The organism is Myroides sp. DF42-4-2 (assembly GCF_030326445.1).
Taxonomy (GTDB): domain Bacteria; phylum Bacteroidota; class Bacteroidia; order Flavobacteriales; family Flavobacteriaceae; genus Flavobacterium.
In genome coordinates, this window is the sequence record NZ_JACAKI010000039.1 from 1 (window position 1) to 6,710 (window position 6,710).

1 protein-coding gene is annotated in these 6,710 nt (G+C 38.5%); it reads left to right on the plus strand.

The window, feature by feature from the left end:
- Positions 1-469: 469 nt before the first annotated feature.
- Entirely contained in the window at positions 470-6,610 is a 6,141-nt protein-coding gene (locus HX062_RS15855; protein ID WP_286468093.1) for a fibronectin type III domain-containing protein, read from the plus strand.
- Positions 6,611-6,710: the final 100 nt, after the last annotated feature.

The window sequence follows — 6,710 nt, forward strand, 5'->3', positions numbered from 1 at the left end:
CGAAGACCACCGTTCAATACGTGTTGTCAAAAGGCATAGAGCCTTATCGCCTAGAATCCCAAGGATATGGCGCTAGTGAGCCAAAAATCGATTGTAAATCAAACTGTTCCGAAGAGGATCACGCGATCAATAGACGCAGTGAATTTGTTATCCTCAAATAAAAAAATGTAAGTATTAAGTTTAGTATAGTTAGAAAAGTCCTCACCCTGTTATGGGGTGGGGATTTTTTGTTACGTACTAGAAATGAATAATTAGCAACAAAATGACAGAATGTTATGATTCTGTTAACATAAAGGGGCTTTAAGTGTTTTGTTGATGAAGATATTGTTTTATTTTGTGTAATTTAATGTTTATGTGTATTTAATTTACTTATATTTTTACATCTTCTGTTTTGTTAATCTTTACGTTTTGTTAATATTAATATAAAAAAACTTTATATTTGGTAGTAACTAACTTAAAACAGATTTGTATGAAGAAAATTACGATGCTCTTTTTGTTCTTGTTGAGCGCTATGCTTAGCTATGGACAAGAAGTGACCATAGGTGTTGGGACAATAAATCAAACGCATCCGTTGAGTAATTACTTTGGTTACCAACGCTCTGCTGCTTTGTATACAGCCGCAGAGATAGGACAAGGAGGATTTATCACCCAATTAGCTTGGAACGTCGGTAGGACAGGTGCAAACCGTCCTATAAAGATTTATCTAAAAGAAGTGGACGCAGCTACGTTGACTTCAGCCACTTGGGCTACTTTGATAAATGATGCTTTACCTGTATATAGCGGTGTATTTGAGGCTACTACTACAGGGTATAGAACGATTACTTTGGATAGGAGTTTTCACTATTCAGGAGGTACAAAAAACCTAGTTGTCTTGGTAGAGGCGAATTTTGGAGGCAGTGGTACTGACTCTATTAATGGATTGGAAATTAAGGCGTCAAGTGCAACAAATCTGCATTTGGGTGCAACAAGGGATTCCTCTGCTCCAGATGGGATGTTGAGCTTTCTTAGTAATCGACCAAATATAAAAATCACATTTGGTACTGAGACACCGGGTTGTTTAGGCGCTGTACCTATAGTCAGTACTGTTGGTGCCACTAGTATGGAATTGGATGTGATTGGTGTAAATAGTACGGCCTTATCTGTTCAATATGAAGTGCGTACAGCAGAAGCAGCAGGTTCTGGTGCTACCGGACTCGTTACTTCTGGCACGGTTACCGATTTGACTACATTCCCTATTGAAATTTCGGATTTGACCGATAACACAAACTATAGTGTATATGTGAAGGTGGTTTGTGATGAAGATACAGCATCGGATTTTTCTGAAGCTAGAACTTTTACAACGCGAGAAATAGGTGTAATTGGCGAAGGAACTCGAACGGAAACTTCATTCCCACTGTATTCTTATAACTCTTATAACTACGCTCAAATGATCTATACTGCTGACGAGGTAGAGGGAGTTTTGGGAGCTAATAAGCTTATTGAACGCATCCGATTATATTATACAGGAAACGGAACAACTTCTAACTATGATAGATGGACATTGTATATGTTGAATACTTCCGTTGGAGAGTTTACAGGAACTTCTGCTACGAACTGGATAGATCCTTCGTTATTTTCACAAGTCTTCCAAGGAACAGTTACGCTTGTTCGAAATGCATGGGTTGAAATAGAGTTGGATTCTCCTTTTGTCTGGAATGAAGGAAGCAATTTGGCCATTGCCTTGTACGAAAATGCACCAGGTTGGTCTAGTGGTGCTAGTTTTGGTGTTTATGGAACTACTAATTATAGAGGAATTAATCGCAACACGGATACGGAGTTTAGTCCAAACACAGGATTAGGCTCGCCTAGTGGAAGATATCAATATTTGCCTAAGATATATTTAGGGGGAATTGTTCCGCCTAGCTGTTATTTCCCTTTGAATACAGCGGTAAGCAATATCGAAGCAGAAAGTGCACAATTGAATTGGGATATTATTGATGAGGGTGAATCCAATGGGATTGACTACTATATCTCAACGACCGATACGGCACCAACGGATACAACAACTCCTTCTGGAAGTTCTCTAACTGGCGATGATCGCTCTTTAGACTTGGAGGACTTAACGGAAAGTACAACCTATTATGTTTGGACCAGAAATATTTGTGAGGATGATTCAACAACAGCTTGGATCAGTAGACCTGTTGTGTTTACTACCGCATTAATACCAGCTACGCTTCCTTTTACGGACAACTTTGAACAAGAAGGAAATTATGGCTTTGCCAATCACAGTCTCAATAAATGGCATATCGGTACTGCCGTTAATAACGGAGGTACGTCTAGTTTATATATCAGTAATGACGATGGTGTAACGAATCAATATTCGACTTCGACCACTCAAGTATCTCATATTTACAAAGATTTTACTATACCAGCAGATGCAGAAGAAATTGAAGTGCAATTTGATTGGCGTTCAGTTGGGGATGGCAGTGACGGATTTAGTGTATGGGTTGTACCTGTCAACTTTATGCCAGTAGCGGGAAGTGAGATTACCATATCGGCGGATAGAGTTCGACTCGGTCGTACTATGTACAACCTAAATCAAGCTTTCATCACGGAGCGTATGGTGGTCAATGCGAGTGATTTTGCAGGACAAATGGTTCGTTTAGTGTTTCAATGGAAAAATAACGACTGGGCAGGAACGCAACCACCTGCAGCGATTGACAATTTGAAATTGCTATATTCGGCTTGTGTTCAACCGACAAATTTAGCTGTTGACACCCTTTCCAGTACTAGTATTGATGTTGAGTGGACAGCAGTTGAGGGCGTTTCAAATTACGAAGTAATAATTACAACTACTCCAACCGCTCCAGCTGATACAGCAGTAGGAACAACCGTGAGCACTACCTCACATACATTCGATAACTTAGCAAGTAATACAACGTATTATATTTGGGTGCGTTCAATTTGCTCTAGCACCAATAAAAGTTTATGGAGTAATTTACGTGAAACAACACCTCTTGTTCCTGTGAGTTTACCCTATGTGGATGATTTTGAAACAGATCAAGAGTACGGTATCGTCAATCATAATTTGAATAAATGGTTTATTGGTAATGCTGTAAATAATGGTGGTGAGAGAGCCCTATATATTAGTAATGATGAAGGGGTGAGCAATATCTATACAAATAATCAAATAGCACAATATTCCTATATTTTTAAGGACTTCACGATTCCTACCGGAGCAACAGATATTGAAATTACATTTGATTGGCGCTGTGTGGGAGAAAATTCATGGGATGTTTTTAGAGTTTGGATGGTTCCTACTACGCATATCCCTACTGCTGGGACTGCAATCACAGCCACAAATAGTGGAGGTGTACAAGTAGGAAGAAGCGTGTATAGTTTGAATCCTTCCTTTGAAGCGGAAAGAATCGTTGCGGATGCTTCTACCTATGCAGGGCAGACCATGCGTCTAGTCTTTGAATGGAAGAATGACACAAGTGGTGGGACTCAACCTCCAGCGGCAATAGACAATTTAAAACTGAAACAAATCACATGTCCGACTGTTGATCCTACAACGATCACCATCGGATCAATAACAAGAAATTCAGCAGTTGTTTCATGGACTGCGGTTGCAGGAATAAGCTCCTATGATGTTTATCACAATACAACGGGGATTCGTCCAGATGAAACAACTACGCCAACTGCTACAGTTAATGGAACAACTCATACCTTAAATAACTTAGAGGATGGTACACAGTTTTTTGTTTGGGTACGTTCTCATTGTAGTGCGACTGATACAGGCTATTGGGAAGGACCTATAGTGTTTGGAACAGATTTGGGCCCTGTTAATTTACCGTATTATGAGGACTTTAACGAGAATCCAAAATTTGGCTATGTGAACGACAGCAAGAATAAATGGTTTGTGGGTCAAGCTGATAATATTATTGGAGAAGCAATGTATATCAGTAAAGACAACGGAGTTTCTAACTCGTATGATGTAAATGGTGTACAAGTTTCACATATTTATAAAGACATTGTCTTCCCAGCAAATGCAACAGAAGTTTACACGATGAGCTTTAAATGGAGATCCGAAGGAGAAGGAACAGCACCTTATGCTTATGATTATTTCAAGGTCTGGTTAGTACCTACTACATACGTTCCTGTAGCCGGTGTACAGACAACTGCTGCCAATAGTGGCGGAGTTCAGTTAGGACAAGATATTTACAATCTAACGGCTTCTTTTACACCAGAGCGCATTGATTTTGATGCTACACCCTATGCGGGTCAGACTATGCGTGTTATTTTTGAGTGGAGACAAAATGGATATAGCGGTGCTCAACCACCTGCTGCAATTAAAAACTTGTATATCCAACATGTGACTTGTGGGGATATTGAGGAAATTGTGATTGAGAAAATTGACAATACAGAAGATTTTCATATTTCATGGACACCTGCTGGTGATGAAACAAAATGGGAAGTTTTTATCCATGAAGTAGGTGAAAGAGATCCTTTATATGCTACTCAGGGTATTGTAGTAGAAGGAACCCCAGAGTATATATTTGAAGATGCTGTAGAAGAGGTGTTCTATCGTGTTTATGTTCGCGCTATTTGTTCTGATACTGAAAAAGGATTCTGGGTAGGACCACAAGAATTCTCTATTTTCTACCCTCCAGGATGTGCAAATATTAACGTTGAGGAACTCGATATTGAAATTGCTGATGATGGGAATTACTACCTTTGTACAGATGAACCTGTAACGCTAGATTTAAAAGCAAATTTCTACGATATCAGAGCTACCACAGAATATGAAGTTGAATCGATTGACTACGATCCTCCGTTCCCATTTGTGGGAGGAGATGCTATTAGTTTGACAAGAGATGATTATTGGTCTGATATCATTGATCTTGGATTTGATTTTTGTTTTTTTGGCAATAGTTATGACAAAGTATTAATCGGTACTAATGGGATGCTGACATTCAGTATAGCTGGAGAAGTCGAAAATGGAAGATACCGACCGCTTGGTACTACGGGATATAGCTTTGATGATACGCATCAAATTCCAATAGATAGAGGCGGAAGCCCTCCTTATGTAAATTCAATTTTTGGAGTAATGCAAGATATGTATCCTAATAATTCTCCATCAGATTATTCTGTTAACTATCAGATTTTGGGAACCGCTCCATGTCGTGCGTTAGTATTTAATATGTATCACATGGGATTATTTGGCTCTAACTGTCCTTACAACCCATCTGATATTGAGGGAAGTACGCAAACAACGCAAGTTGTTTTATATGAAGGTACTAATATTATTGAAGTCTATGTAAAGAACAGAAAGGCATGTACTGGATTTAATAACGGAAGTGGTTTAATTGGTATTCAAAATGAAGATGGTACTCAAGGCTATGCCCCTCCAGGAAGAAATTCTGGACCATGGGATGCTCAAAATGAGGCTTGGCGCTTTGTGCCTAGTGGCCCATCAATTGCTACCTTCCAATGGTTAAAAGATGGAGAATTCTATTCTGATCAAACGGATATTAGCGTAACTATTGAGGAATCAGTTGTCTATACAGGAAAAATTAGTTATACCCATTGTAATGGTGAGGAATTAGAAATTAAAAAGAACTTTTCTTTCTTAAAAGAACCATTCGAATTAAGCACTCCTACAACATTGTATGATTGCGCTAAAAAACCAGGATCAGAGTATTTCTATAATTTAGATGAAATTATTCCTTCGGTATTACAAGGTCTAAATATAGAGGAATTTACGATTGAGTATTTTACTAGTAAAGCCGATTTAGATGCTGGTATTAATCCAATAGACCCCTCGTTTGTAACGAAGACTCCAGAAGATGAGATCATCTATATGAAGGTTACTAATAAGCTGACCAAATGTCCGAAAGATACCTCATTTAGGCTAGGTAAAAATGAGCAATTAGGGGCAACTCAAATAGAGCCTATTTTTATTTGTAAAGAAGTTGTTTTACCTAAATTAGCGGATGGAGAAGCATACTATACAGATCCATACGGGGCGGGAACCAAATACGAAGCAGGTGCACTGTATAATGTCGTAGGAATGAACACCTTGTATGTTTATCGTGAGGATGAAAATGGATGCTATGGACAATCGGAATTCACAATTGAGATTTTGCCAGAGGTATTCTCTCCTGTTTTTGAAGATCAAGTATTTAGCTGTGAAGCCTACAAATTGCCACCATTACCTGCGGGAAGTAAGTATTACACCTTGCCAAATGAAGGCGGTATTGAGTTGCCAGTAGATTATGAAGTAATTGTTCCAATGACGATTTATATTGTAACAAGAAACGGTAATAAAGAGGTTTATTGTTATGATGAGACAAGTTTTACAGTAGATTTTGAAGAGTGTCCAATTCCTAAAGGATTTTCACCTAATGGCGATGGGATCAACGATACCTTTGATTTAAGTAATCACGGTGTTGCTAAACTCCAGATCTTTAACCGAAATGGAGTAGAGGTTTACAGTCATGGATTAGGATATAAAACACAATGGGCAGGTCAAAACAATTCTGGTAAATTGCTTCCAGCAGGAACCTACTATTATGTAGTTGTTACGCATGGAAATATGAGAACAGGTTGGGTACAACTTAATTATTAATAAAACCACCAACTGTGTGAAACTTCACACAGTTGGTTCAATTCTTTGTAAAAAATTAAATCGTATATGAGAAAAATATATTTAACACTAGGTTTACTGA